This is a genomic window from Rickettsia endosymbiont of Oedothorax gibbosus, from assembly GCF_936269705.1.
In the GTDB taxonomy this organism is placed as follows: Bacteria; Pseudomonadota; Alphaproteobacteria; order Rickettsiales; family Rickettsiaceae; genus Tisiphia.
In genome coordinates this window covers 1401205-1426356 of the sequence record NZ_OW370493.1, presented here as the reverse complement: position 1 = coordinate 1426356, position 25152 = coordinate 1401205, and the positions used below count along the sequence as shown (strand labels likewise).

Genomic DNA, 25152 nt, shown 5'->3' with positions numbered 1-25152 from the left:
GTATGTTGATTCAAGCCGCAAGGACAATAGCAATAAGAGCAAAAAGTGGTAAGGAATCGAAAGATAAACTAGTGCAGTGGGCAGTGAAGAAATTTGCTGAAAATAAATCATATAATATTATATGTGTTGGTTTAGCAAATAAGTTAGCAAGGATTGCTTATGCAGTAGTCACCAATGGTAGCGAATATGTTGCAAATTAGTTTAGTTGAGAAAAAAGAAGAAACTATGTCAACTAAATAAAAATTGGTAATTGATAAATATTGCGAGTAAAGAATAGTAACAATAAAGAGAACGAAAGTTAAAGAGTTAATGAATAAGTATTCTGAATAAAATCCGTAATTATGTCGAGGCTCTAGAAGCCGTGGGAATGAGAGGTCACTCAAGGATATTTATAAGAATGCAGAAACCATTATGGCACTCGATGCCGAATATATGACCGCTTCCTTTGTGGCTCTATTTTTTTATTTTCTTTGTTGACAAATTCACTCGTCCATATATGACGAAAAAGTTAGATGTCACCCCTGCGTAAGCAGGGGGCTTATTCCTATTTATTTCGTATCCTCAACATTGCTAAAAGCAGTAACAAACTAGTAAACATCTGTATACAAAATATAATACTACTAAATTCTGGCAAAAATATAACCATCATAGGTTGTAATAAAATTGCTATGCCACTTGAAAATAAGGTTATTCTAATACAGGTTTGCCAAGAGGATTTAGGACCAAAATAGTTAGTTAACAAATATACTAAGATGATAATAAAGCTTTTTTCAAATAAAATTGTTATAAAACGAAAGGCTATTATTATAGGCATTAAAATGTAAATAAATATCTTCGGTGCTTGTGTTAGGGTTTTGGCAAAGTGCTTTTTAATGACTTCTTCAGTGAGGATTTTTTGATCAGGAGTAAATAATTTAGCATATCCAATATTAAACACACTCTTTTTTTTATCGGTTATTTCTACTGTAGTAAGGGTTATATTGTTACTACTAAATAGGACGGGAACTTTAAGTTTTTCACCATAAGATAATTGATTTTTTGAGTCTATAGCCGCAAGCTTATTGCCATTCTCATCGAGTAAATATATAGGTTCATCCTGATCAACTGAAATTTTACTACCATCATAATAGATTTCCGGTAATTGTTTAAATATATATTCGATAGTTATTGTGCCTTTTGTTAAACGATTCTCAGTAAAGTAATCGGTGAGGACTAACAAGTAATTAAATATAACAATACAATAGATCAATGATGATATAAAAGACACAGCAAATATATACTTAATCCCGTATCCTTTATATGATTTATAAACATCTTGGTAGAAATTTACTGAACTAATTGATAACCACAATTGATGCAATAACGTGCTAAACCATGAAAAAAAGGGTAATAGTTTTGTTGTCATAATATCTATTTTGATGTAGATTCATAAAAAATTTTTATAATTAACCCCTAACGTCATTGCGAGACCATGTAATGGTCGAAGCAGTCCATTTCTAACTATTTTCTTGGATTGCTTCGTCGGCTTACGCCTCCTCGCAATGACGCGTATATGTTAATCTGGTTATCTATATCAATATCTTTTAACACAAAATTAATATTTATTATAATGAAGTTTAATAAAATACCAAAATATTCAGAAAAATATTCTAAATTAAGTAACTGTATTAGAGTTTTAGCAAGTGATAGTATAGAATATGCTCAATCAGGGCATCCAGGTATGGTTCTTGGTATGGCAGATGTCATGACCATGCTAGTATTTAATTTTCTAAAATTTAATCCTAATGATCCAACTTGGTTTGACCGTGATCGCCTAGTGCTATCAGCTGGACACGGTTCTATGTTGCTTTATAGTTTTTATTATTTAACAAATTATAAAAATTTTCACCTAGAAGATTTGAAACAATTTCGGAAATTACATTCCAAAACTCCTGGACATCCAGAATATGGGGCGTATGAAGCTATTGAGGCTACTACAGGACCTTTAGGTCAGGGGTTTGGTACTTCAGTTGGGATGGCGATTGCCCAAAAAAAATATCAACAAAAATTGGGCAAAGAGCTTAGTGCACACAAAATTTATTGTATAATTGGAGATGGATGCCTAATGGAAGGTATCAGCTATGAAGCTGCTTCTTTAGCTGGGCATTTATGCCTAAATAACTTAATAGTTTTATTTGATGATAATAAAATTTCCATCGATGGCTCTACCAACCTTACTGTATCTGAAAACCATCTGCTGAAATTTGCCGCCATGGGCTGGAATACCGAATCTATTGATGGGCATGATTTTGAGCAAATTAATGCTAGCCTAATTAAGGCACAAAATTCTGATAAACCATACTTGATTGCCTGCCGTACTTTAATTGGCAAAGGCTCTATTAACAAGGTGAATTCAAATGCCGCCCATGGCTGCCCGCTAGGCAAAGATGAGGTTAAACTTCTTAAAGAAAATTTAGGTTTTAATGATCAGGCGTTTACTATACCAAAGGAATTACAAGAGATATGGGGTACAGCTTGGTTAAGAAATCAAGCGAGTTATACTAATTGGCAAGAGAAGTTTGCTGATATAACTCAAGAGCAAAAAGCCTATTGCAATAAAGCTGATATAGATTGCTCTTTTCTTGATAATATTCCTATTCCAGAAAAAGCTGAAGCAACCCGTTGTTCATCTGGTAGAGTTATAGAATATCTAAGCAAACTATCAGATAAAATTATTTTTGGCTCAGCTGATTTATCATTATCCAACAATATCAAAAATACTGCTAGTAACATAATTAATAAAGATGATTTTACTGGCAATTACATCCATTATGGGGTTCGTGAAAATGTTATGGGGGCTATCATGAACGGACTCGCATTATCAGGCTTCTTACCCGTAGGGGCTACTTTCCTAGTATTTTCTGATTATATGAAACCAACTATGCGGCTTTCTTCTATTATGCAGCAGCAAGTGATCTACATCATGACCCATGATTCGATTGGCGTAGGAGAAGATGGTCCCACTCACCAACCAATAGAGCATCTAGCATCCTTTCGAAGCTTACCAAATATGATGGTATTACGCCCGGCAGACTATCTTGAAACAGTTGAATCTTGGCGAATTGCTTTAGCTAATAAAGATGGTCCTTCTGTTCTTGCTTTAACCAGACAGTCAGTATCTCAAATAGTTAGCCGAAATATTTCGCAAAATTTATGCTCTAAAGGTGGGTATATACTGTCAGGGAATAATCAAGAAACAGTAGATGTTGCTATCTTCGCCACCGGCTCTGAATTGTCAATAGCATTAGAGGTAAAAGATATACTAAGCAAAAATGGCTTTAGTACCAATGTGATTTCAATGTTATGTTTTGAATTATTTTTTAAACAGCAACCTAGCTATATCCAAAATATCCTGTCCAATGCCAAATTAAAAGTTGCTATAGAAGCTGCAAGTAGTTTTGGCTGGCATCGAATCATTGGAGAGAAGGGAATGTTCTTCGGAATGGAACAATTTGGACTCTCCGCTCCCTCTAATGATTTATACTCATATTTCGGTCTTACTCCATCAAATATTTCCGAAAAGATTATGGCAAGAATCCAAAAAAATTAGAAGTGGATTGCTTCGTCGGCTAACGCCTCCTTGCAATGACGTTATATGTCATTGCGAGCCACCATAGGTGGCGTGGCAATCTATCTCTATAGTCAATTCAGGGGAATTTGGTGCTAGGAACGATGGAGCGACGCCTATAAGTAATAGGCGAACGACGAGTGACGACGTCACCAACTTCCCATCAATTGACTATAATCACTTTTCTGGATTGCTTCGTGACCTTACGGTCTCCTTGCAATGACGGTTTCTCAATTATTGTTTTCTTAAACTAACGCTTATGAAAACTAATGGGTTAGCTATATCATAGTACTTTCAGCTCCTGTTAAATTAACAGTGTCGCTGACATCAAGATTAACTGTATTGGGGTAAGAATTAACTTCATCATGGTTAGCAAAATAACCATGATTAACAGAAGAATAACCATCATTATGATTAGTTCGGGTAAAAATATCTTTCAAGGAGTCCCAAACTTTTGTACGCCATCCGATTGGTTTTGCTTGTACTACTACCTCATCATCTTCTTCATCTGTTTTTTCTTCATAGTTAACCTCAGTTTGATGTAAGAGGAAGGTTGAGATTGTTTAATTTTCCAAAAGCTACAGAAATTTTATTAGGCTTAAAAACATAGGCAAGCAGTCCAGCTAATACGTTAGTTTGAAAATTCATAACAGATCTGTGCCTTGTATGGTCTATATGACAAAGGTTTTTTAGTTGATCGTTAATGGTTTCAATAATATACCTTTTATTTAAAAACCGCTTTTTAATAGGATCTATTATTCTTTCTTTCATATTACTTTTAATTTTTGTTATTAGTTCTAAAGCTTGATTAGCAAGGGATTGAGTGAGTTTTTTACTGATATACCCACGATCACCAAAAAGCCAGCCTTGTAATTTATCTACTAAATTTTCTACCACTGCTCTATCATCAACATTTCCTGGAGTTAAAGAAAAACTCATAATCTCTCCGCAACTGTTAATGACAATATGTAGCTTACAACCAAAGAACCACCCAGTGGAAGTCTTACCTCTTTTTGCTATGTCTTTGAATACTTTATGTCTATTAATTCTTAAATTATGGCAAGCAGGAAGTTTAGTAGAGTCGATATAATATTGACCAGTTTGTTTTCCTGATAGGCTTTTTAGCAGTAACACCATGGGCATGAAGCTCATTGGCATTAACTGAACAAAACGACTATAGCTCACAAGTTTTGGAAATTCCTTTCTATAACTTTGACATAGGCAGCATAAATAAAAATCTTTAAAGGTACGGTAGTGACTCAAGTGAAACATTACTATAATAGTAATAATCTCTGAGAGTCCTATACTGCAAACTACTTTACGCTTACGGTTAGGATTTGGTAATATATATTTATTTTGCTCCGTATCAAAATGCTTGCAAAAATCATCAATTAAGCAGAAAATCTCCGTAAGAGGGATCATAATATATTCTCCAATTTTGTTGTTATTATTCGAGAACTTTATAATCCCTCCCTTCTTACTTTTCAAATATTCTTTCTAACAAACTGGTTTGAAAGAAGGTTTTATTTTTACCATAGCTCACCACCAACAGTTTGTTTATGTTATTACATAATGCTTAGCATTTTGTTTGGTGCTTACGTCAAACTCAGGTTAGTTAATTATTTCAGTTACAAGTGGATATTTAAAAGATACTTTTTTACTTGGAAGGTCTTGCGACTCAATGTAATGTTGGTTCTTATTGAGAGCTTGTATATTAGAGTTAGATTTACTCTTAAATATCTTCCGCTTCATAAACTTTACCTGTTTTAAAACTATTGTAACGGATTGTAAATTGTCATTCTCTATAACAAGTTGTTATTCCCTATAACAACTTGTCACTTTTTATAAAAATTGTCATTGCAAGCCACTGTAGGTGGCGTGGCAATCTATTTCTAATCACTTTTCTGGATTGCTTCGTGACCTTACGGTCTCCTCGCAATGACGATTTTTCTACTTTATTTTCTTAAACTGACGCTTATGCACCGAAGCAGGTATGACATTTTGGGGTGATACAAAACATAATTGCTTAGTCGGCATTAAAGTAGCCCCTCAACATAAATCGGGAAAGCGTCTACTAATTTTTTAACTTGTTGGAAAGTTTTTGTCTCACAATCACTATTATCTTGCATAATTTTCAACCCATCCAATACATCACTAATCATATTACCAACTTCTACAAAATCCTTTTCTTTAAATCCTCTAGTGGTGCATGCTGGAGTGCCGAGCCTAATACCAGAAGTAATAAATGGTGAAGTGGCATCAAACGGTATCGCATTTTTATTGCAAGTTATACCAGCTCTTTCAAGCGAATCTGCTGCCACCTTACCAGTTATACCATATTTTCGTAAGTCCACTAATACTATATGATTATCAGTACCATTAGTTAAAATATCATAGCCTCTTGCCATTAAACTATTAGCAAGAGCTTTAGCGTTACTGACAACCTGTTTTATATAAAGATGATATTCTGGTTGTAAATTTTCCAAGAATGCCACTGCCTTTGCCGCAATAATATGCATTAATGGTCCACCTTGCAGCCCAGGAAATAAAGCGAGATTTATCTTCTTACCCAATTCCTCGTCATTTGACAGAATAAGACCACCTCGCGGACCACGCAGGGTTTTATGAGTAGTGGAAGTCACAATATGAGCATAAGGCAAGGGGCTTGGATGCTCACCTACCGCAACCAGTCCAGCAATATGGGCAATATCTGCTAGCAAATACGCTCCTACTTTATCAGCAATTTCCCTAAATTTAGCAAAATCTAATTGACGCGAATAGGCAGAATAACCAGCTATAATCAATTTTGGCTTATGCTGAACTGCCAATTGCTCTATTTGGGCATAATCAATTAGATAACTCTCCTTATTTACAGAATAGAACACCGAGTTAAACCATTTGCCAGACAAATTAGGCGGAGCACCATGTGTCAAATGCCCCCCTGTATCTAGCGACATACCAAGTATAGTATCATGTGGTTTTAATAGAGTCAAAAATACTGCCTGATTAGCCTGAGAGCCGGAATGAGGCTGAACGTTAGCATATTTACAATTAAATAGTGTTTTTACCCGCTCTATAGCCAAAAGCTCAGCTTTATCAACTTCACTACAACCGTTATAATAACGTTTTCCCGGGTATCCTTCAGCATATTTATTGGTCAGAATCGAGCCTTGGGCTTCTAATACTGCCGGGCTTACAAAATTCTCAGAAGCAATCAATTCAATAAAATCATGCTGACGTTTTTTTTCACCATCGATAATTTGATATATTGCATTATCTGTTTCAGATAATTTTTTAGTAAAGATATTCATTAATTTAACCTACTATTTAATGGGCAGTTTAAAAGTCGTAAAAAATAACCGCTATAGTCAATTGATGAGAAGTTGGGGACGTTGTCCATAGTACCCTACAATTTTTGTAAAGATGGTATTAGGATAGAAAAAAGTTTTTGTTTGGGAGGTATTAATAATGTGGATATTAGCTGCGTTATGGCTGTTGTAGATTGATAAAAAGCATTTTTGATATGATCAAAGCCATAGGTAAATAATGAAAACAATTGTCTTTCAATGGTTTTGTACCGTTTTATTCGGATGGGATTTAAGGCATTTTGTATTATTCCATTTTTGACTATTAAAGCTGAAGCAATAGCAGTTATCACTAATAATTTTTCAAATCTATCCAATTTTACAATGTGACTTTTTTCAATATCAAAACCACCGCTTTTTAGGTGCAAAAATAGTCGTTCAACACTCCAACGAAATTTATATAAAGCAAAAATATCTTGCTCTATTTCAATTGAAGACACCAGAACCATCAGCTCGCTCTTATCATTTCTATATGCGGTAAAATTAACCTTTCTATTCCATAATATACCACTACAAGCCCTATACTCTAAGGCTTTAACATCACTAAATATTCTTTCAATGGTTAAAGTTCTTAAACCTTTTGTAAGACGAATTTTATGATCCATTTTTAATGGAATAACAAACTTTAGATGGTTATTTATCAGAAAGTCTAACCATTCTTTATTCATAAATCTCTATCAGCAAGCAAATATTTTATTCTTTCAACGCCAAAATTATTAATAAATTTCTGTAAAAATTCCTTCATAAATTCTGCAGAACACCCGCCACCGTGCGACAAAGTCTTCCAGAATATTGGCACCGATATTTTACCAATTATCATTACTAAAAATAAAATATTAATATCGGATTTACCAAATTTCCAACTTGTCCTATCCATTGCTACGACATAATTTTTTGAAGCAAAAAAGCTTAATAGCAAATAGCCAACCTTCATATAATCAAAATTAAAATCTTTTAAAAAACGATAAATTCTATGAGTTTTTGACGTCGCTTTAGCGTCACCTAAAATACCAAGTGCTAAACCTTTTTGATAAATTGAGCTGCCCGTCAGCAAACTAATTACCATACCAAACAAACATTTTAATCTTGATTTATTTCCGTCTATATATAAAATCAATTCTCGAAGTATTATATTATGCATTTTGTTATAAAAATACCTACCTTATACTACTTCACACCACTCTAAATCAACCATTCTTCTTCATCTTCTCAAAATTGTAGGGTACTATAGACGTTGTCACTCATCGCTCCTAGCCCCAAATTCTCCTGAATTAACTATATACCTACACAGAAACGACATTTTCCGCTTTATAATTCTTAATCACAAAGTCCAGAACATTTTAGCTTGCATGTTTCAAATGATCTCAGTTTATGTAATAACCTATTTTGATAAACTTAATGGCAAAATGTATCCCCCTATCATCAATAGAATGTGTAAGATTTGGTATTTTGTATTTACTATAAGGAATATCATATTTCTCTAGATATTCTACTGTTTCATCCATACTACTTACATCAACCACATCGTCTAATTCGCCATGTATCACGCAAACTGGTGTAGTTTTATTGATACATTCTTGTGGGGCAATTAATCTGCCAGAAAACCCTACTATAGAATCAAAAGGTTCTTTTTGTATAAAATTCAAATATAACCCCATCATGGTACCTTGCGAAAAGCCAATTATGATAGTATCTTTATTAGTTAAATTTAATTCTGCTTGTTTCTTTTGGATTATGTCAGTAACTAAGCCAGTATTTTTAGCAACTAATTCCCTAACATAATCAGGGTTACGGTTATTTAAACTAAACCATTGTCGACCGTAAGGTGCACTATCAAATTTTTCAACGCCATGTGGGGCAATAAAGTGACAATCGGGGAATTCCCTAGACATCAAGGGAGCCAATCCTATTAAATCATTTCCATCTGAACCAAGCCCATGTAACAATACCACAAGTTTTTTACATTGGCTGTCTAAATTTTTTACTTCCGGATAGGATAATATTTCATTTTTAGTCATTTTTTTAAGCTCTTAATTAAGTTATTAATTTAATTCCTGCTAACTTAGAAATAGTTCTATTAGCTTCTTCTAGCTCTTGTTTAGTATTTACTCCGACCACTATGTCGTGGTTGGCGGATAGCAAATACGATACTTTTTCGCCATTATCCTTAACGATTTTTACCAGTTCCGTTAAATACAACTCTTTTGATTTATCAGGACTCTTTAAAAAAATAGTAGGTAAATATTTTTTTAATACACCATTGGCAAAAGCCATAATACCAGAATTACAAATTGTTACAGCTAGTTCTTCACTCGTTGCTTGTTTAAATTCAACAATTTTCAAAAAATTTCCTAATTCATCAGTAACTATTCGCCCATATTGCCCAGGATTATCTCGCTCAAAACACAAGGTTGTTATGGCAGAATTTGTTAAAACTAGATGTTTTAGTAAATCATTAATAATCTCTGGCGTAATTAAAGGATTATCTCCATAAAGTACGGCTACAATTTTATTGTCATCAATTAAGTCCAAAGCACTATATACCGCATGAGCAGTACCAAGGGGTTCTGGCTGTAAAACAAATTTACAACTATCTTTATAACAAGCAATATGTTTTTCTAATTGCCAGGAGTGGACTAAGATAACTTCATTGCTAACTTGTTGGGCATTGGTTATTACCCTATCAAGCATCGATTTACCACCAACTTTATGCATTACTTTTGGTAAGGTAGATTCCATTCTTCTACCATTACCTGCAGCTAGAACAATAACTTGGCAGTCCATATTAAACGTCCTTCATAGTTTCATAAATTGCGTCAGATAATTCATAATTACCAAAAACTTTTTGCACATCATCACTTTCTTCTAAAATATCCACTAATTTTAACAACTTCTCGGCTTTATCATTCTCTTCTATAATTATGGTATTTTTAGGCACCCAACCTATGTAAGATTCTTCAGGATGTCCATATTTACTGGTCAAAAATTCAAGAGCTTGCACAAAATTCTCAATATCTGTATAGATTAAATATGTATCTTCTTCAGAAATCATATCTTTTGCTCCAGCCTCTAGGCTACTTTCAAACATAGCTTCTGTTGTGGCTAAATTTGCCGGATATTGTACTACTCCGAGATGATCAAACATATAGCTGACACTACCCGTTTCACCTAAATTGCCACCAAATTTGCTAAAAGCCGCCCTAATTTCCGCAGCCATACGATTTTTATTATCAGTTAAAGCCTCTATTATTATTGCAATTCCACCGGGAGCAAAGCCCTCATACCTAATCTCGGTATAATTTTCGTTGTTATTCGAATCATTTGCCGCACTTATTGCCTTATCTATTCGATCCTTTGGCAAATTTTGACTCCGAGCGTCAGCTATGCTACTCCGCAACCGTGGATTATTGCTTATATCAGACCCTAATTTAGCAGCAGTAATAATTTCTCTAACTAACTTAGTAAAAATTTTTGCCCTTTTTTTATCTTGTGCACCTTTTCGATGCTGAATATTTTTAAATTTTGAATGACCTGCCATATTGTAATCTTAAATCATTATTGAGTAAGCTGAATCGTATCAGAAGGCAATTTAAAGTCAATAGTAAATTCCTCAAGTTTTTTCACCATACTTTATTTTTTACTTTAATAAAACTGTATATCGTCTTATATTGTCTAACTATAACATATAGAATTGAGTCCACTAAGTACTATTTATGAAAAAAATTATAATAGACTTGCTGCATAAGTCAAAAATAGTTGAAGGATTTTTAGGAGAAACGAAGCCGAGCACCGCAGTGTACATAAACGTACATGAGGAGCGAAGGCGAGTTTCGACGACAAAATCATCAACTAGATTGACTTATGTAGCAAGTCTAATTTTATATCTCTTATTTGCTCACAACTGCCTAGCATCAGAACCTCAGGCATGGCAAATGCTGTTACAGACTCCAGCCAGTCATCTTATGGAAGAGCTTCAGGAGTTTCATAATTTCCTACTGCTCATATCAGGAGGAATAGTTGCTTTTATTATTGTTTTATTAATTTATGTTTGCATCAGATTTAATGCCAAAGCCAATCCTATTCCAGCAAAATTTTCTGATAATATATTGGTTGAAATTATTTGGACGATAATTCCTATAGTTATTTTAATTATTATTGCTGTACCATCATTTCGTGTTGCACGTATTGCAGAAGATATTCCTGAAATAGACATGACGGTTAAAGTTGTAGGATATCAGTGGTATTGGCACTATATCTACCCTGATCATGATAATATGGAATTTGATAGTTGTTTAATTACTGATGAAAACTTAAAACCTGGTCAAAAAAGATTATTAGAAGTTGATAATCGTATTATTATACCAGAAAATACTACCGTAAAATTTTTAATTACTGCAGGGGATGTTATACATAGTTTTGCAGTACCAGCATTAGGTATAAAGATCGATGCTGTTCCTGGCAGAGTTAACGAAACATGGACTAAAATTAGTAAAAAAGGTGTGTATTATGGTCAATGTTCAGAGCTTTGTGGTGTTAATCACGGCTTTATGCCTATTGCCATTGAAGTAGTAAGCAAAGAAGAATTTCAAGATTGGTTGATTGCGGCAAAAACAAAATTCTCTATGAAAGTAAAGACAAACGTTATTGCGATGAAACCATGAGGATGACGAAGCAATAAATTGTCATTTTCGCTTCGGTGCGGAATCTAGATACCTGCTTACGCAGGGATGACAAATTACACCTTAGTGTCACCCCTGCTTCGGTGCGGGGTCTAGATTCCCGCTTACGCGGGAATGTTATTTATCATGGTATGGACCTATTAATTAAATAATAATTTAATTAATAGGTCCATACCATGATAAATAATAGCATAAAAATACTATAATAGGAATAGATTTAGCAAAAAATAGTATGCACTTGGTGCAAGTCGATCAAAATGGCAAAAAAATAGGTTATCAAAAAGTTACAAGAGATGAGTTGATAGCCTATTTAAGCAATCTCGATAAAAGTTCATTGGTAGCTATGGAAGCATGTGGAGGAGCTAATTATTGGTCACAGGAAATTGCTAAGCTTGGTTTACAAGTCAAACTAATGAAAAAAAAGATGTAAAAGTTTATGCGACATCGAAACAGAAAAATGATTATAACGATGCGTTAGCAATATGCAAAGCGGCTCGTGATCCAGAATTAAAAACTGTGCTGCCAAAAAGCAAAGAGGAACAAGATATAAAATTTTTGCATAAAACTAGAAGTAATACGATCAGAGACCGTGTGCAAAAAACTAATTATGTAATATCAAGTTTATGTGAATATGGCTATAATACAAAATTAGGTAAAACTCAATAACTAACCAGCTGAAGCTGGTAGGTTGAAGTTGCGACTAGAAGTCACGGATTTACTCTAAAGAGATATTCATTACATTATTAGGCTGATGTGCATCTGAATGATTGTTAATGTAGTTATTGATTATATCATCAGTGACATTACCACTGGTTGAGCTAAAGAAGCCCCTAGCCCAAAAGTGGCGTCCCCAGTAAGTTTTTCTAATTTCAGGAAATTCTTGCTGAATTTTATATGATGAACGTCCTTTAGCTGCTTTAACAAACTGACTAATGGATATATGAGGTGGAATTTCAGCCATAATATGGACATGATCGGCAGATAATATTCCATTGATGATTTTGATACCAAGATATTCTGCTACCTGAGCAATAATTTCTCTAATTCTAATCCTGAGGTTACCTGTGAGTACTTTGTATCGATACTTAGTAATCCAAACGATATGGAAGCGGTGGTAAAATACGGTGTGGCTAGACTTACTATAATCAGTCATATATATTATTCTCTATTCAGAGAATAATATATATGATAACATTAGTAAATTGAAATATTTTAGAACAAGGACTGAAGTCTTTTCCGGCTGAAGCCGGAGGTTTTAACCAAATTTTGGGACAATAAATTTTGCAAATCATGTAGGTTGGAGGTAGAGTTAGCGTATAGTAAAGGTTATATAAATTCTGGGATACAAGCAATTTTACTTTTAGAATGTGAAGAAATTGAGGATTTGTGTAACAAAAAGAAAACTTTAGAAAAGCTGATTATCAGTAATAATAAGCAAAGTGAGAAAGCTACTAGGTTGCAGACAATTTTTGGCATTGGAGCAATCAATGCTAGTTGTTTGAGTGTAGCCCCAATGGAAAGTTATCCAACCCCAAGGGATTTTGCTGCTTCGCTTGGTTTGGTACCAAAGCAACATAGCTCAGGAGATAAGATAGTTTTAGGAGGGATTACCAAACAGGGAGATAGATATGCCAGAACTATGTTGATTCAAGCTGCAAGGACAATAGCAATAAGAGCAAAAAGTGATAAGGAATCGAAAGATAAACTAGTGCAGTGGGCAGTGAAGAAATTTGCTGAAAATAAATCATATAATATTATATGTGTTGGTTTAGCAAATAAGTTAGCAAGGATTTCTTATGCAGTAGTCACAATGGTAGCGAGTATGCTGCAAATTAGTTTAGTTGGAAAAAAGAAAAAACTATGTCAACTAAATAAAAATTGGTAATTGATAAATATTGCGAGTAAAGATTAGCAACAATAAAGAGAACGAAAGTTAAAGAGTTAATGAATAAGTATTCTGAACAAAATCCGTAAGTATGTCGAGGCTCTAGAAGCCGTGGGAATGAGAGGTTACTCAAGGATATTTATAAGAATGCAGAAACCATTATGGCACTCGATGCCGAATATATGACCGCTTCCTTTGTGGCTCTATTTTTTTATTTTCTTTGTTGACAAATTCACTCGTCCATATATGACAAATTTTGCGTTTATAAGCTATGCAAAAAAATTTGATTATCGAGCATTATATTTGCAGGTAAGATTAATTTTCAGCACATCCTGCCACACCTTATCCCAACCTTTGGTATGAGTAATATTAGGAAAAATCTTTTGCTGTATACAATTTGAAGAACTAGCTTTTATATAGCCATGCATAATACTGCTAGGTACTATTTTATCCTTGCTTCCTGAAATATGTAATTGTGGGATATTATTGATTTTTATGGCATAATCTATGGGATTTAATGACTTCTTTAAAGCATATACTTTATGATGTTCACTAAAATTTTTAATATCAAGATTACCGGCTACAGTTATTATATCCTTAATATGTTTATTTCTTGCTGCCACCAAGATAGCAACACCTCCCCCACCAGAGAAACCAACTAAACTAGCTGGCTTATCATTATTTATACTATTTATTACTATATTTGTTGATTCTATAACCTCTTCAGCCATTCTTTTGTCTGTCCAATAGACTTGATTACAATTAGGATTAAGCTCTACTGGTGTATATTGGCATGGACGAGCTATATAAACTACATTAGGTCTAGTATCAAGAGTAGCAAGCTTAAACAACATAATCTTGGAAGGAGTTGGATTGCTAGCGACGGCATAACGTCCAATACTTCCATCACCCTCAATATAAAATACATAAGTGCTATCTTTATCCGAGATATGTTGGTAAGTTGTAATGACAAAACCCCCAGCCTTAACAAGTTTCTTCTCAAACCTGTTTATTGATGCTAGTTTTTCTGCTTCCTCAACCCTTGTTTCTATAGACGAAACACAAGAAGAAAGAGCCAGAGATAAAGAAACTACCGCAACTCTAGAAAGGTATTTCATCATCTAAATCGCTATGGTCAAAGTTAGTAACCGTATTTTTGGGTACAACAGTATCTGATGTTTGAATGCCAACGCCTTTAGAATCTAACAATATAAATTGCGAGTTAAAATTCTGCAGCACTATTTCTGTCGTATATTTTTCATGCCCAAGGTTATCTACCCATTTTCTAGTTTGTAAAATACCTTCTAAGTAAACTCTAGTTCCTTTTTTGGCATAATTCTTTACAACAGATACCAAACCTTCATTAAATACTACCACTCTATGCCATTCGGTTTTTTCTTTCTTCTCTCCATTAGTACGATCTTTCCATGTCTCAGAAGTAGCAACACTAAAACTTGCTATCTCTTTACCGTCAGCCGTATGCCTAATTTCTGGATCACGTCCTAAATTACCTATTAATATTGCTTTATTTAAACTACCAGCCACAAATCATTACCTAATTTATTTAAAAATTTATTATTGCAATAGTAATCCAAAACGACCTATAATGCTACAAGTTTTTTGAAAGTTCCTTAAAAATTTATAACAAATTATTATGCAAGAATATATTAAAGTTCGCGGTGCTAAGGAGCATAATTTAAAGAATGTAAATGTTGATATTCCAAGAAATAAGTTTGTGGTAATTACCGGGCTTAGTGGTTCTGGTAAATCTTCACTAGCTTTTGATACTATTTACGCAGAAGGGCAACGTAGATATGTGGAAAGTCTATCTTCCTATGCTAGGCAATTTCTACATCTTCAGGATAAACCTGATGTTGAATCAGTCTCTGGTTTGTCACCGGCAATAGCTATTGATCAAAAAACTACATCTAAAAATCCACGTTCTACAGTAGGTACTATAACTGAGATTTATGATTATTTGAGATTACTATATGCAAGGGTAGGAGTCCCATACTCTCCAGCAACAGGTCTACCTATCAAGAATCAGACTATATCAGAGATGATAGATGCCATTCTTGCCTTTCCTAAAGCAAGTAAATTATACATTTTAGCTCCGATTATCCGAGGACAGAAGGGTGAGTTTAGACGTGAAATTCTTGATCTTAGAAAACAGGGTTTTGGCAGATTGGTAATTAATAATGAAATTTATGAGATTGATAATCTACCAAAATTTGACAAGAATAAAAAACATAATATTGAAGTAATTGTTGATAGGATTTCTCTAGAAAGTGATTTAGGTAATAGACTTGCAGATAGTTTGGAAATAGCTCTTAAATTGGCAGATGGTATAGTATATGTCGAGATTGTTGATTTACCAAACGGAGTAGAGACCACCCTTACTAAAGGTTCGAGAATCATTTTTTCAGAAAAATATTCTTGTCCAGTTTCTGGTTTCCAAATTGCTGAGATAGAACCAAGAATCTTTTCCTTTAATAGCCCATTTGGTGCTTGTCCTAAATGTGAAGGTCTTGGCAAAGAATTATTTCTTGATAAAGACTTAATTATTCCCGATAAAAGAATTAGTATTAAGGATGGAGCTATAGCCCCTTGGGGTAAAATATCCTCAAAGTTCTTTCTAGAAACATTAAAAGCCCTAGCGACTCATTACAAATTTTCATTAGACACGCCCTTTACAGAATTATCAAATACGATACAGCAAATATTGCTCCATGGGTCTGGTGATGAAGTTATAGATTTTCAATATCATGATGGTTCTAAATCTCAGACTATCCAGCAGCCTTTTGCCGGAATAATACCTAGCTTACAAGAAAAAGAGCGTAAGACTGATTCCTCTTTAGTAAAAGAAGAATTATTAAAATACAAAGCAGAACACAAATGTACAGCTTGTGAAGGTTATAGATTAAAGACAGAGTCTCTTTGTATTAAAATTGCTGATATGCATATAGGAAAAGTATCTGCCTTGAGTATTTTACAACTACAAAAATGGTTTAATCAATTAGACCAACAGCTTAATAAAAGACAAGTAGCTATTGCCGAGCGTATTTTAAAGGAAATCAAGGAAAGGTTACAATTTCTTATGAATGTTGGTCTTGAATATCTTGCTTTGTCTAGAGGGTCAGGTACTTTATCTGGTGGAGAAAGCCAGCGTATTCGTTTAGCGTCACAAATTGGTTCAGGACTTAGTGGGGTGTTATATGTACTTGACGAGCCGTCAATTGGTTTACATCAGCGTGATAATGCTCGCTTAATAGAAACTCTCAAAAATCTTCGAGACCTTGGTAATACAGTTCTGGTTGTTGAGCATGATGAAGAAACAATGTATGAATCGGATCACATTATTGATGTTGGACCAGGTGCTGGTATTCATGGTGGACATATAGTAGCCCAAGGAACAATTGAGGAAATTAAACAATGTGCAAATAGCATAACTGGCAGTTATTTAAGTGGTAAACAATTTATTGAAGTACCAGCAAATACTCGAATATCCTCTTCCGGTAAGGTAATAGCCTTAACTGGAGCTGTGTCTAATAATTTACAAAATGTTAATATTACAATCCCTTTGGGTAGTTTTACAGCAATAACCGGTGTATCCGGCGGAGGAAAATCAAGCTTAATAATTCATACTTTATATAAAGCCGCTTTAAAGTTTTTAGAACCATCTTCAAAAGTCTTTCCGGGAGAATATAAATCAATTACCGGTCTTGAATATATTGATAAGGTTATTGATATCAATCAGTCGCCAATAGGTCGCACACCAAGATCAAACCCAGCAACTTACACAGGGGCATTTACCCATATTAGAGACTGGTTTGCTGAACTACCAACTGCAAAAACTCGGGGTTATAAAGTTGGTAGGTTTTCATTCAATGTTAAAGGTGGGAGGTGTGAATCATGTCAAGGCGATGGTCTGATTAAAATAGAAATGCATTTTTTGCCTGATATTTATGTAAAATGTGATGTGTGTAATGGCGATAGATATAACAGAGAAACTCTTGAAATTAAATATAAGGATAAGTCTATATCTGACGTTCTTAGGATGACAGTTGAAGATGCAATGAGTTTTTTTGAAAAAGTGCCACTAATTTACGAAAAACTGGTTACTTTAAATGAGGTAGGACTTGGTTATATAAAAATTGGTCAATCGGCTACTACTTTGTCTGGGGGTGAAGCACAAAGGATAAAATTAGCTAAAGAATTATCAAAACGCTCAACTGGTAAAACTTTATATATACTTGATGAACCAACAACAGGTTTACACATAGATGATATTAATAAATTGCTTAAAGTACTACATAAATTAGTTGACATGGGTAATAGCGTGGTAGTTATTGAACATAACCTAGATGTTGTAAAAACAGCGGATTACGTTATAGATGTTGGTCCTGAGGGAGGGGATAAAGGTGGTAGCATAGTAGCTACTGGAACTCCTAAAGATATCGCTTGTTGTAATGAAAGCCATACGGGACAATATTTAAAACATTATCTATAATTAATTACTTTTTTACTTAGTGGGCAGAAATTTTGCTATATAGTCAATTCAGGAGAATTTGGGGCTAGGAACGAGGGAGCGACGCCTATAAGTAATATGCGAGTGACGAGTGACGACGTCCATAGTACCCTACAATTTTTGTAAAGATGGTATTAGGATAGAAAAAAGTTTTTGTTTGGGAGGTATTAATAATGTGGATATTAGCTGCGTTATGGCTGTTGTAGATTGATAAAAAGCATTTTTGATATGATCAAAGCCATAGGTAAATAATGAAAACAATTGTCTTTCAATGGTTTTGTACCGTTTTATTCGGATGGGATTTAAGGCATTTTGTATTATTCCATTTTTGACTATTAAAGCTGAAGCAATAGCAGTTATCACTAATAATTTTTCAAATCTATCCAATTTTACAATGTGACTTTTTTCAATATCAAAACCACCGCTTTTTAGGTGCAAAAATAGTCGTTCAACACTCCAACGAAATTTATATAAAGCAAAAATATCTTGCTCTATTTCAATTGAAGACACCAGAACCATCAGCTCGCTCTTATCATTTCTATATGCGGTAAAATTAACCTTTCTATTCCATAATATACCACTACAAGCCCTATACTCTAAGGCTTTAACATCACTAAATATTCTTTCAATGGTTAAAGTTCTTAAACCTTTTGTAAGACGAATTTTATGATCCATTTTTAATGGAATAACAAACTTTAGATGGTTATTTATCAGAAAGTCTAACCATTCTTTATTCATAAATTCTCTATCAGCAAGCAAATATTTTATTCTTTCAACGCCAAAATTATTAATAAATTTCTGTAAAAATTCCTTCATAAATTCTGCAGAACACCCGCCACCATGCGACAAAGTCTTCCAGAATATTGGCACCGATATTTTACCAATTACCATTACTAAAAATAAAATATTAATATCGGATTTACCAAATTTCCAACTTGTCCTATCCATTGCTACGACATAATTTTTTGAAGCAAAAAAGCTTAATAGCAAATAGCCAACCTTCATATAATCAAAATTAAAATCTTTTAAAAAACGATAAATTCTATGAGTTTTTGACGTCGCTTTAGCATCACCTAAAATACCAAGTGCTAAACCTTTTTGATAAATTGAGCTGCCCGTCAGCAAACTAATTACCATACCAACCAAACATTTTAATCTTGATTTATTTCCGTCTATATATAAAATCAATTCTTGAAGTATTATATTATGCATTTTGTTATAAAAATACCTACCTTATACTACTTCACACCACTCTAAATCAACCATTCTTCTTCATCTTCTCAAAATTGTAGGGTACTATAGGCATTGCTACACGTTATGATAAACTAGCTCAGAATTTTCTGGGAGCAATTTATTTGGCTTCTTCTGTTATATTACTTAATTGATGACACGCCTTAATATAGTTGAGTTATTAATGGGAGTACAATCTTCAATTTTAAGGCATACAACAACAGGAGATTTGTATAGGCTACCAAGCAACATAAAAAATGAGGCGAGGAAGATTTATAAAACCTTCAATCTTAAACGCTCAGATGCTGTAGAAATATATCTAAAATAAGCAAATAATGTTGTGCCTAAAAATCTACAACCCTTACAAACTAAGGCTTGTAGGACTTCCTCTTAATAAAAACTGCGGAAGTCGGGAAGAAATAATCAAGTAGTAAAGCTAATAATTATTATAGGATTATTTTGAAATTTTTATATTCGAACAAATATGTGTAGCGACAACTAAAATAAATAATTTGTTGTGCCTGCAAATTTTATCATTTCCTCTTCTGTCAGCCATTTTTTGGCACAACAACACTGAAGTTGGGAGCTACCATTGTTTATTATCATTTTTATTAATTTAGCTTCCGATTTGGATGCCTTCCTCTTTCCATACTTAAGCTATACTAGGCATAAGTCCATCCCCTTTTTCTTTAGTTAAACTAATTATAGGTCTTTGTAAGCCACGCATAAATTCTTCTGCGTTTAAGATTTTTCTTCCTTCTTGCTGTAATTTCTGGATGATCAAAGTACCTTTACCACAAACTATCTCCAAAACACTATTATTATTAACTACGGTACCAGGTGGCAAATTAATATCCAAATCGTTATAATACGCTTCTAGAATCTTTATAACTTTACCTCTATATTCAAAATATACACCAGGCCAAGGATTCATACCTCGAATTTTACAATCTATTTTGTAGGCAGTCTCACACCAATCTATCTTCCCTTCTTCTTTCTTAAGTTTATGAGCATAAGTTACCCCATTCTTATCCTGGGTGATTCTTGGTAAATTATCAATATTATCTAAGGTTTTAATCAATAAATCTGCTCCTATTTTTGCACATTGGTCATGCAAAATTGGTAAAGTTATTCTAGGAGAAAGTGACAATGAATGCTGCAATATAATATCACCAGTATCCAGCCCTTCATCCATCTGCATTATACATACAGAAGTTTCTAAATCACCTTCTATAATAGTACGCTGTAATGGAGCTGCCCCCCTATGACGCGGCAAACTTGACGGATGAATATTAAGACATCCATATTTTTTAGCTTGCAGGATAATTGTTGGTATTAAAAACCCATAAGCAACTACCACTATTATATCCGCCTCAATTGAATTAATTAAATTGGTTATTTCTTCGGTTCTCAAGGTCTTAGGAGTATAAGTTGCAATATTATATTTTAATGCCAAGAGATGTACAGGCGATGCTACCTCATTTAGCCCTCTCCCTTTAGATTTTGCAGCTTGAGTAAATACGCCAACCACCTGATGGTCGTTGCTGTTAATTAACTCTCTAAGAGCAGGTACGGCAAATTCTGGCGTACCCATAAAAATTACTTTCATAAATTATTATTTTTTTGCTTTTTTAATTTACGTAACGCTATATCCTTTTTTATATTACTCAAATAATCAACTAACAACCTACCATCTAAATGATCCATCTCATGTTGAATAACCCTAGCAAGCCAACCATCAGCTTTTAATTCTTGCTGTCTATTATTATAATCTAAGAATCTTATACTTATAGATTCATATCTTGCTACCTCAATTTGCTGTTCCGGTAAAGATAAACATCCTTCTAATGCTACAACTAACTCTTTAGATTTATCTATTATTTCTGGGTCTACAATAAATAACGGATAAAAACCCTCCGCTCTTTCTGTATCATCACTATTCTGTAAGTCAACCACTAATATACGCTTAACTATTCCAATCTGAATTGCTGCAAGTCCTACCCCATGATCATGATACATGGTTTCAACCATATCATCCATCAACTTTCTTATAGTATCATTGACTGTACCTACGGGCAAAGATTTTTGTTTTAATCTTGAATCCGGAGCAGTCACAATAGGTAACACAGACATAATTTTTAAACCACATAATTATTTATAGTCAATTCAGGAGAATTGGATAGCAGGAGCAATGGAGCAACGCCTATATATAAAGTAATTCTATATTTAGCGTCATCCACCTTTGGTCCGCCCTACTCCTTTCCCTTGGCTACTAATACGAAAAGCTTCACTTTTATTTTTGCTTAAAAAACCACTAAAATCTTCTTTTGTAAATTTAAATTCCGCAATATTCTTTGCTGGACTTTTTTCTGTATCCAATCTTTTATCTTGTTTTTTATCAATAGATAGTAATTGTATAAAATCTTCTTTAATTTTACTTGATGTTGTTGGAGAGTTTAAAGTCTTAATCAACGACTCTAATGCCTTGGTATCATTTCTGACTTCTTTATTTCGGTTAGTTGCTGCAAGTATAACATAATCTTTTAGGGGACTCTTATTATCTTTTCCTTCCCAACGTTCTGAAGTACAAAAAGATAAAAGTGCCTCAGCTTTTGCTTGATGACTTCGAGTAGCATCACGATCTTGCCAACTTTTCTCAGTTGGCTTTGCCGGAATTATATGGTCTAATATTTTATGAGAAAATGTTTTATTCAAATTGTCATTATCATAAACCTCATAGACGCTTAGAAGGAATTTTTGCTGTTCAAAGTTTTTATCTACCCCCTTACCTAACTCGTAATTATCTAAATATTCCAACGTCTGAAAACGTCCTTTAATATGCAAGTAACCTGCATATTTCTGAGCATCATCAAAATCAAGAGTGGATATACCTTGAGTGTCTAATGTCACCGTATTTAATGCATTCTCACGTAAATTAGTAAGAGTAGCTTTATCAGTTTCCGTATATTTAAAATGTCCACCAACTTGAGCCAGAGTTTTATATACTACATCCATTAAAAATTTTATTAGAGCACTTGGAATATCAAAAGGCTTGGCACTATATATTGCCACATTTGTTGAAGCATCCATACCACTACCAAAAGCAAGAGCCAGTATCCTACCCTGTTTTTTTGCTAGAGCAACATTATCAAAACCATCTAATTCTTCGGCAGAATCCACTTTACTCTCATTTTCAGGAAAATATCCAATAGGTACATTGTCCCTATATCCCCCATCAACATATTCAACCCCATCAATTGTTACCGGTTGAAAAACTATAGGAATTGAAGCAGAGGCACGGCAAGCTAAAGCAATTTCAACATCAGGGCTATTTTCCGCACTAAAAATTTGCAATGTACCATTATCTCGCCTTACTGCAGTAATTAATAAATCTTTAAATTGCTCTGAATCGACAAGTCTTAAAAGAGCTAAATCCTTAAAAAGGATTTTCCCGCCAGCTTGGCATTTTTCCATTAATTCACTGAACTCTTTACCATTGGAGTCTATGATAGTTTGAATTTTGTCAAATTGCTTATTTAGCTGTTGTTTTTGAAAATCCAACCCTTGAATATTCTCATTTATATCACTAATCTGTTGACTATTATCACCATCTTGTTGTTTTAATTGTTCAATCGAGTTTAAAAGCTCTTGCTTTTTTTGCTCTAACTCTTCTTGCTGTTGTACAATCCTATCACGACCTGACTGACAAAGCTCTCCAAAGTTCTTGCCCTTCAAAAAATTAAATACCCCTTTTCTGATTGTAGTATCTAAAAGACCATATAATGGGGTACCATCCTTGCCAATCTGCACCGGACCAGCTGAAAATCCTTGCGTACCAAGTAAACCTTTAATATTAGTCTCTTTTGAAATTTTCTCAAATTCTTCAGGTGGAATACCACAGGCAACCATCGCCGCACTTATCGCCCCAGCAGATGAACCTGCAACAGCCTTGACCATTCCAACTGCTCCAGATTCTGCCAAAGCTGAATAAACACCGGAATATATTGCCCCCTTGGCTCCTCCCCCACTAAATACCAAATACTCAAAAGGAGTTTTTTGCCTTTCCTGCATTTCTTCTTGTAATTTACTCATAAATTTTACTCAACATTTAATTTTACCACCTTACGCATGGCATTTACAGGTCATGTATATCTCGTCATTGTGCATAAGCATCTTAGGGCAACGAAACAATCCAAAAAAGTAACCCAAATGGATTGCTTCAGAGGCAGAAGCCTCCTCGCAATGACGATTTCTCAATTATTGTTTTCTTAAACTGACGCTTATGCGTCGTCACTCGCCTATTACTTATAGGCGAGTGACGATGTCACCAACTTCCCATCAATTGACTATACCTAATCCCCTGAATTGACTATAGCAATAGACTTTAAACCTTAATTCTAGGATTTATGCCCACTTTAAACCTTGTGTCAAAATTTTACCCAGAAATGACAAACATTATCCGGTTAAATATTTTTCAGGGTAGCTATATGTCATCTTCTATGATAATCTTTCTGCCTGGTAAATTTAGTAGAAGATAGGAATAATCCGGCTCCTATAACTAAAAATACTAAAACAGTAAAAATACTAGCTATCATAAAATGCCCAAACATTGCTAAAATTAGCGTAGTAATACAGACCATTATCATAAATATAACCGCACTAACTCTCCCTTTTTTTGTTATATTTTCATAAACCTCAATACTTTTAATATCCATTTGCTGTCTATGCGTTTGTTCTTTCTCTGCCATAGCAATTAATTTTGCCAAGGTGCCTGGATGAAGATTTTCATATTCTTCCATTAAATCTATAGGCGGCATAACATGCTCAAACTTCTTACGATAGAAGCTATTATCTTTTTCTCTAGGATTATTGTTAATTTTTGAATATCCTTTATTCAATCTATTATTACTAGCAAAGAAGCTTTTACTCTCTTTCATATTCTTTTTTTATTTCTTGAAATGTTGAATTAATATATTTTTCTATTTTAACAAAATACTCAGACAAATCTGTCTCTGGCTTCTTTCTTATTGTTGTTTTAGATATTTTAAATATACTAAAAAAGCCAGTTAGGAAATGTCTTACAAAATCTTTACTCATTTGGTTTTATTTATTTAATTTTCATATTTATTGCGGCATTCCCGTCATTGCGAAACCATGTAGTGGTCGTGGCAATCCACACTCATTAGATTGCTTCGTCACTACTAAAATAACTCCTCGCTAATAGACGATTAATTCCTCTAAATCACTTTTATAAAATTATCATCAGGAATCAATGGCTCTCCTCTAAAATTTACTGCATTGTTGAATTTATTGCAACAAGTTATAAAGTTTTTATCACAACCTATAGTAAGATCAACCGTTTTATTACACTTCATACTATCAGGAATTAATTGATCCAATATAATTACATTTCCAGAATGACTAATTATCTTACTATAAAATTGACCATTAGCTAAAATAGCATCCCCATAATTAAAATAACCACTTTCTTTATCAATATCTGAAATGACTATAGTTCTGCCAAATATTTCCTGAATATTATATATCTGACTATAAACTGTTTTATCTATTTTGCATTTCAAATCTCCAAAATTAGCACGACATTTCTTACTAAAAGATTGCAGTAACGACTGATTATATCCCATATTTGGCTCTAAACGTAAAGTAAAATCTAAATCCCTTTTAGTATAAAGGCTGCAGCAATAAGTAATAAAATGCTTATAAGAATCAGCACAACTAATATAAATTCTGACCATAGCCTGGGTCAAATCATAATGTTGCTCTACTCCATTATTCTCAAAAACTCCTTCTAATACCAATTGCAATAATTAACGCAGTGGTGTAAAATGGGTTTTTAA

At 33.8% G+C, this 25152-nt stretch carries 25 protein-coding genes and 1 pseudogene; 8 read left to right on the top strand and 18 right to left on the bottom strand.

Annotated features, from left to right (window positions below; translation table 11 throughout):
* The first annotated feature begins 2 nt into the window (after positions 1-2).
* Positions 3-200 carry a hypothetical protein gene (locus tag NBW66_RS07760; RefSeq protein WP_250310604.1) on the top strand — a complete coding sequence of 66 codons (198 nt, stop codon included), beginning with the start codon at positions 3-5 and terminating at the stop codon, positions 198-200.
* Between the two features lie 344 nt (positions 201-544).
* Here the strand turns inward: NBW66_RS07760 and NBW66_RS07755 are convergent, their stop codons facing one another.
* Positions 545-1405, bottom strand: coding sequence for a DUF1189 family protein (locus tag NBW66_RS07755; protein WP_250310603.1), 861 nt, complete (start codon positions 1403-1405; stop codon positions 545-547).
* 147 nt (positions 1406-1552) lie between these two features.
* On the opposite strand from NBW66_RS07755, the gene tkt reads away from it, so the two are divergent.
* Entirely contained in the window at positions 1553-3589 is a 2037-nt protein-coding gene (tkt, locus tag NBW66_RS07750) for a transketolase (RefSeq protein WP_250310602.1), read from the top strand.
* Positions 3590-4138: 549 nt separating this feature from the next.
* Here the strand turns inward: tkt and NBW66_RS07745 are convergent.
* The 7 genes from NBW66_RS07745 to NBW66_RS07715 all read right to left on the bottom strand — a co-directional run bounded on the left by NBW66_RS07745 (position 4139) and on the right by NBW66_RS07715 (position 10510).
* Positions 4139-5029 carry an IS982 family transposase gene (locus NBW66_RS07745; protein ID WP_250310601.1) on the bottom strand — a complete coding sequence of 297 codons (891 nt, stop codon included), beginning with the start codon at positions 5027-5029 and terminating at the stop codon, positions 4139-4141.
* Positions 5030-5643: 614 nt separating this feature from the next.
* A complete protein-coding gene (gene glyA / locus NBW66_RS07740; protein WP_250310600.1) occupies positions 5644-6918 on the bottom strand; it encodes a serine hydroxymethyltransferase in 1275 nt (424 codons plus the stop codon).
* A gap of 95 nt (positions 6919-7013) precedes the next feature.
* Positions 7014-7640 carry a transposase gene (locus NBW66_RS07735; RefSeq protein WP_250310599.1) on the bottom strand — a complete coding sequence of 209 codons (627 nt, stop codon included), beginning with the start codon at positions 7638-7640 and terminating at the stop codon, positions 7014-7016.
* Entirely contained in the window at positions 7637-8113 is a 477-nt protein-coding gene (locus NBW66_RS07730) for a hypothetical protein (RefSeq protein ID WP_250310598.1), read from the bottom strand. Before NBW66_RS07730 ends, NBW66_RS07735 begins: the two co-directional genes overlap by 4 nt.
* A 223-nt stretch (positions 8114-8336) precedes the next feature.
* Positions 8337-8990 carry an alpha/beta hydrolase gene (locus NBW66_RS07725; protein WP_250310597.1) on the bottom strand — a complete coding sequence of 218 codons (654 nt, stop codon included), beginning with the start codon at positions 8988-8990 and terminating at the stop codon, positions 8337-8339.
* A 16-nt stretch (positions 8991-9006) separates the two neighbouring features.
* Complete coding sequence (locus NBW66_RS07720) at positions 9007-9756, bottom strand: sugar phosphate nucleotidyltransferase (RefSeq protein ID WP_250310596.1); 750 nt, start codon at positions 9754-9756, stop codon at positions 9007-9009.
* Position 9757: 1 nt separating this feature from the next.
* Positions 9758-10510 (bottom strand): YebC/PmpR family DNA-binding transcriptional regulator, encoded by a 753-nt coding sequence (locus NBW66_RS07715; RefSeq protein WP_250310595.1) that lies wholly within the window; start codon positions 10508-10510, stop codon positions 9758-9760.
* 175 nt (positions 10511-10685) lie between these two features.
* On the opposite strand from NBW66_RS07715, the gene coxB reads away from it, so the two are divergent.
* The 3 genes and pseudogenes from coxB to NBW66_RS07700 form a co-directional block, all read left to right on the top strand.
* Positions 10686-11633 carry a cytochrome c oxidase subunit II gene (coxB, locus tag NBW66_RS07710; protein ID WP_250310594.1) on the top strand — a complete coding sequence of 316 codons (948 nt, stop codon included), beginning with the start codon at positions 10686-10688 and terminating at the stop codon, positions 11631-11633.
* 250 nt (positions 11634-11883) lie between these two features.
* Positions 11884-12081: a hypothetical protein gene (locus tag NBW66_RS07705; RefSeq protein WP_250310593.1), complete on the top strand. Its 198-nt coding sequence runs from the start codon at positions 11884-11886 to the stop codon at positions 12079-12081.
* Between the two features lie 11 nt (positions 12082-12092).
* A pseudogene (locus tag NBW66_RS07700) lies at positions 12093-12317 on the top strand (IS110 family transposase); the annotation flags it as partial.
* A 49-nt stretch (positions 12318-12366) separates the two neighbouring features.
* Here NBW66_RS07700 and tnpA read toward each other — a convergent pair.
* Entirely contained in the window at positions 12367-12804 is a 438-nt protein-coding gene (gene tnpA, locus NBW66_RS07695) for an IS200/IS605 family transposase (RefSeq protein ID WP_250310592.1), read from the bottom strand.
* A 144-nt stretch (positions 12805-12948) separates the two neighbouring features.
* Between tnpA and NBW66_RS07690 the strand changes: the two genes are divergently transcribed.
* On the top strand, positions 12949-13536 hold the full coding sequence (locus NBW66_RS07690; protein ID WP_250310591.1) for a transposase: 588 nt from the start codon (positions 12949-12951) through the stop codon (positions 13534-13536).
* Between the two features lie 287 nt (positions 13537-13823).
* On the opposite strand, the gene NBW66_RS07685 is transcribed toward NBW66_RS07690, so the two are convergent.
* On the bottom strand, positions 13824-14654 hold the full coding sequence (locus NBW66_RS07685) for an alpha/beta hydrolase family protein (protein WP_410525786.1): 831 nt from the start codon (positions 14652-14654) through the stop codon (positions 13824-13826).
* Entirely contained in the window at positions 14638-15081 is a 444-nt protein-coding gene (gene ssb / locus NBW66_RS07680; protein ID WP_250310589.1) for a single-stranded DNA-binding protein, read from the bottom strand. Before ssb ends, NBW66_RS07685 begins: the two co-directional genes overlap by 17 nt.
* Before the next feature lie 106 nt (positions 15082-15187).
* Between ssb and uvrA the strand changes: the two genes are divergently transcribed.
* Positions 15188-18046, top strand: a complete 2859-nt coding sequence (uvrA, locus tag NBW66_RS07675) for an excinuclease ABC subunit UvrA (protein WP_250312159.1) — start codon at positions 15188-15190, stop codon at positions 18044-18046.
* 129 nt (positions 18047-18175) lie between these two features.
* Here uvrA and NBW66_RS07670 read toward each other — a convergent pair whose 3' ends face one another.
* Positions 18176-19276 carry a transposase gene (locus NBW66_RS07670; RefSeq protein ID WP_250310546.1) on the bottom strand — a complete coding sequence of 367 codons (1101 nt, stop codon included), beginning with the start codon at positions 19274-19276 and terminating at the stop codon, positions 18176-18178.
* A 172-nt stretch (positions 19277-19448) separates the two neighbouring features.
* Between NBW66_RS07670 and NBW66_RS07660 the strand changes: the two genes are divergently transcribed.
* Positions 19449-19622 carry a hypothetical protein gene (locus tag NBW66_RS07660; protein ID WP_250310588.1) on the top strand — a complete coding sequence of 58 codons (174 nt, stop codon included), beginning with the start codon at positions 19449-19451 and terminating at the stop codon, positions 19620-19622.
* A 324-nt stretch (positions 19623-19946) separates the two neighbouring features.
* Here the strand turns inward: NBW66_RS07660 and fmt are convergent, their stop codons facing one another.
* The 6 genes from fmt to NBW66_RS07630 form a co-directional block, all read right to left on the bottom strand.
* Positions 19947-20903: a methionyl-tRNA formyltransferase gene (fmt, locus tag NBW66_RS07655; protein WP_250310587.1), complete on the bottom strand. Its 957-nt coding sequence runs from the start codon at positions 20901-20903 to the stop codon at positions 19947-19949.
* Positions 20900-21427: a peptide deformylase gene (gene def / locus NBW66_RS07650; RefSeq protein ID WP_250310586.1), complete on the bottom strand. Its 528-nt coding sequence runs from the start codon at positions 21425-21427 to the stop codon at positions 20900-20902. Before def ends, fmt begins: the two co-directional genes overlap by 4 nt.
* Positions 21428-21526: 99 nt before the next feature.
* Positions 21527-23386 (bottom strand): patatin-like phospholipase family protein, encoded by a 1860-nt coding sequence (locus NBW66_RS07645; RefSeq protein ID WP_250310585.1) that lies wholly within the window; start codon positions 23384-23386, stop codon positions 21527-21529.
* 398 nt (positions 23387-23784) lie between these two features.
* Positions 23785-24231, bottom strand: a complete 447-nt coding sequence (locus NBW66_RS07640) for a DUF2335 domain-containing protein (protein WP_410525785.1) — start codon at positions 24229-24231, stop codon at positions 23785-23787.
* The gene (locus NBW66_RS07635) at positions 24218-24391 is read right to left on the bottom strand and encodes a hypothetical protein (RefSeq protein ID WP_250310584.1); all 174 of its coding nucleotides are present in this window, start codon (positions 24389-24391) and stop codon (positions 24218-24220) included. The genes NBW66_RS07640 and NBW66_RS07635 overlap by 14 nt, the downstream gene beginning before the upstream one ends.
* A gap of 140 nt (positions 24392-24531) precedes the next feature.
* Positions 24532-25119 (bottom strand): phage BR0599 family protein, encoded by a 588-nt coding sequence (locus NBW66_RS07630; RefSeq protein WP_250310583.1) that lies wholly within the window; start codon positions 25117-25119, stop codon positions 24532-24534.
* Between the last annotated feature and the right edge of the window lie 33 nt (positions 25120-25152).

Coding starts and splice junctions, on each gene's coding strand:
- NBW66_RS07670 (WP_250310546.1), bottom strand. CDS start 19,276: ATGCATAATATAATACTTCAAGAATTGATTTTATATATAGACGGAAAT.
- def (WP_250310586.1), bottom strand. CDS start 21,427: ATGTCTGTGTTACCTATTGTGACTGCTCCGGATTCAAGATTAAAACAA.
- fmt (WP_250310587.1), bottom strand. CDS start 20,903: ATGAAAGTAATTTTTATGGGTACGCCAGAATTTGCCGTACCTGCTCTT.
- NBW66_RS07705 (WP_250310593.1), top strand. CDS start 11,884: ATGCACTTGGTGCAAGTCGATCAAAATGGCAAAAAAATAGGTTATCAA.
- NBW66_RS07730 (WP_250310598.1), bottom strand. CDS start 8,113: ATGCATAATATAATACTTCGAGAATTGATTTTATATATAGACGGAAAT.
- NBW66_RS07735 (WP_250310599.1), bottom strand. CDS start 7,640: ATGAATAAAGAATGGTTAGACTTTCTGATAAATAACCATCTAAAGTTT.
- NBW66_RS07725 (WP_250310597.1), bottom strand. CDS start 8,990: ATGACTAAAAATGAAATATTATCCTATCCGGAAGTAAAAAATTTAGAC.
- NBW66_RS07685 (WP_410525786.1), bottom strand. CDS start 14,654: ATGAAATACCTTTCTAGAGTTGCGGTAGTTTCTTTATCTCTGGCTCTT.
- glyA (WP_250310600.1), bottom strand. CDS start 6,918: ATGAATATCTTTACTAAAAAATTATCTGAAACAGATAATGCAATATAT.
- NBW66_RS07760 (WP_250310604.1), top strand. CDS start 3: ATGTTGATTCAAGCCGCAAGGACAATAGCAATAAGAGCAAAAAGTGGT.
- NBW66_RS07660 (WP_250310588.1), top strand. CDS start 19,449: ATGACACGCCTTAATATAGTTGAGTTATTAATGGGAGTACAATCTTCA.
- NBW66_RS07645 (WP_250310585.1), bottom strand. CDS start 23,386: ATGAGTAAATTACAAGAAGAAATGCAGGAAAGGCAAAAAACTCCTTTT.
- NBW66_RS07640 (WP_410525785.1), bottom strand. CDS start 24,231: ATGAAAGAGAGTAAAAGCTTCTTTGCTAGTAATAATAGATTGAATAAA.
- tnpA (WP_250310592.1), bottom strand. CDS start 12,804: ATGACTGATTATAGTAAGTCTAGCCACACCGTATTTTACCACCGCTTC.
- tkt (WP_250310602.1), top strand. CDS start 1,553: ATGTTAATCTGGTTATCTATATCAATATCTTTTAACACAAAATTAATA.
- NBW66_RS07715 (WP_250310595.1), bottom strand. CDS start 10,510: ATGGCAGGTCATTCAAAATTTAAAAATATTCAGCATCGAAAAGGTGCA.
- NBW66_RS07720 (WP_250310596.1), bottom strand. CDS start 9,756: ATGGACTGCCAAGTTATTGTTCTAGCTGCAGGTAATGGTAGAAGAATG.
- NBW66_RS07635 (WP_250310584.1), bottom strand. CDS start 24,391: ATGAGTAAAGATTTTGTAAGACATTTCCTAACTGGCTTTTTTAGTATA.
- coxB (WP_250310594.1), top strand. CDS start 10,686: ATGAAAAAAATTATAATAGACTTGCTGCATAAGTCAAAAATAGTTGAA.
- NBW66_RS07745 (WP_250310601.1), bottom strand. CDS start 5,029: ATGATCCCTCTTACGGAGATTTTCTGCTTAATTGATGATTTTTGCAAG.
- NBW66_RS07755 (WP_250310603.1), bottom strand. CDS start 1,405: ATGACAACAAAACTATTACCCTTTTTTTCATGGTTTAGCACGTTATTG.